The sequence below is a fragment of the Sinorhizobium terangae genome, assembly GCF_009601505.1.
Taxonomy (GTDB): domain Bacteria; phylum Pseudomonadota; class Alphaproteobacteria; order Rhizobiales; family Rhizobiaceae; genus Sinorhizobium; species Sinorhizobium terangae.
On sequence record NZ_WITC01000089.1, the window covers coordinates 1 to 1,738 of the forward strand.

The 1,738-nt window shown below is 58.2% G+C and carries 3 protein-coding genes; all 3 read right to left on the reverse strand.

Annotated elements, in window-relative coordinates:
- On the reverse strand, positions 1–218 hold a 218-nt coding region (locus tag GHK62_RS21180; RefSeq protein ID WP_193571421.1), incomplete at its 3' end, for a porin.
- A 168-nt stretch (positions 219–386) separates the two neighbouring features.
- Positions 387–1,388, reverse strand: a complete 1,002-nt coding sequence (locus GHK62_RS21185; protein ID WP_327791008.1) for a tyrosine-type recombinase/integrase — start codon at positions 1,386–1,388, stop codon at positions 387–389.
- Between the two features lie 108 nt (positions 1,389–1,496).
- Positions 1,497–1,738 (reverse strand): porin (locus GHK62_RS21190; RefSeq protein WP_193571422.1); only part of this gene is annotated, 242 nt, incomplete at its 5' end.

A 1,738-nucleotide genomic window follows, 5' to 3' on the forward strand; every position in this document is an offset into this window, starting at 1 on the left:
TCGTCACGGCCGAACGAGCCCTGAACGCGGATGAAGCCGCCGATCTTGAGGCAGGTTTCCGTGCCCGGGATGTAGAAGTAGCCCGTGCCGAAAGCGTCGCAAACGCGAACGTATTCCATGGGCTCCGGCTCGGCGGCGACGATTGCGTCGGCTGCCTGAGCGCCGGATACTGCTGCGAGAGCAGCAGCGGAGCCGAGAAGAAGGCTCTTGATGTTCATTTCTGACCTCCAGTCAGAATCGGAAGGTTTCCTCATCTGACTGTGGTTAGAAGTCGTCTTTTGCCGGCTCGCAAAAGCAGCCTGAGCCTGAGTGGGATTGGTGCCGGCGTGCAATGAGTTGAATCGCGGAAAAGCCTTTTGGGGCCAGTCGGAGGGTAATGCGCTCGTTTATTTTAGGTGGCGCTCGAGCACCGGCACGCACATGTCCAGATCATGCGAGGCCAAGTGTGCATAGCGCATTGTCATCTCGAGGGTTTGATGGCCGAGCCACATCTGCACCCGTCGAAGGTCAATGCCGCCACGCACCAGGCGCGAGGCGCAGGTATGCCGCAGCACGTGAGGAACGATATCCGCTTCGTCGCCCAGTCCCGCATCCACTTTGGCTGCGTTCCAAACCGCGCGGTATTTTTGCTGATCAATCGCTGCAAATGGTCCTGGGGACCGATCTGCGAGGGCTTCCAATGCCTCTTTCGCCCTCATGGTCAGGGGGACGGTCCGGCTGCGGCCTGACTTCGTGACCCAGAACGTCGCTCTGCCCTGATGGACATCGTTCCATTTGAGGGCGATTGCCTCGCCAAGGCGCGCGCCCGTGTCCACCAGGAAGATAGACAGTTGCACATAGAGTTGCGAACGATTGCCGATCTCGCGGAATAATGCCTCTTCTTCATCGGCTTCCAGAAAGCGCAGCCGTCCTGCTCGCTCCTTTTGCCGTCTGAACTCCGGCAAGCTATGGATGTCGCCCATGTTGTACGCTTTCCGCAGCAACTTGCTCAGCGCCGCCATCTTCCGGTTGATGGTCGCGTTGCTGTTGCCACGTTTGCGTAATGCACCGATCAGGCTGTCGAGCATATCCTGCGAGAAGATGGAGAAACGGGCGCCGAATAGAATCTCGTCGAGTTCTCCGATGAAGGCTTTCACATTGTATTTGTGGTGGCCCTCTTCCCACAAAATGTCGGCGTAGCGCTGAAGCAGGTCGGCGAGCGTGGTCTCCTTGACTACTCCGACCGGGCCTTGCGCGGTAAAGCTGTAACTGACTTCGTAGCCCGAGCGCATACTCGGAAAACTGAAGTCGCCCGCTTGTTTTTCCGCGTCCCGCCCCACGTTCGCAGTCCCTCTCTTACAACCTCGAATGAGGCCGAGAAATTGGCTGCGTTCAAGCTGGCGCTTCATTCCTGGGCCGTCTCGACGGTCCAATGGCAAGCAAACGTTGCGAAACAGCAACAGCCCGCAACTCTTTCGAGTTGCGGGCTTGGATCTGACTAGGTCAGATTAGCCAGATTAGAAGTCCCGCTGCAGGCGGAGGAAGCCGAAGACTTCATCGTCGCCGTCATCCTGGTCTTCGTACTGAACCGACAGACGGGTAGCGAGGCCTTCGGTGATCTTGTAGTCAACCGTACCACCAACGCGCCATGCATCGTTGCTGCCGAAGTCGGTGAGCGAGCCTTCCGACAGGTTGCCGAAGTACTGAGCACCGGGGGTGATTGCGAGCTTGTCGTTGACGTTCCAACGGTACGAAGCAG

Bases quoted from the DNA above. Each gene is read 5' to 3' on its own strand.
- GHK62_RS21185 (WP_327791008.1), bottom strand. From the start codon at position 1,388: ATGAAGCGCCAGCTTGAACGCAGCCAATTTCTCGGCCTCATTCGAGGT.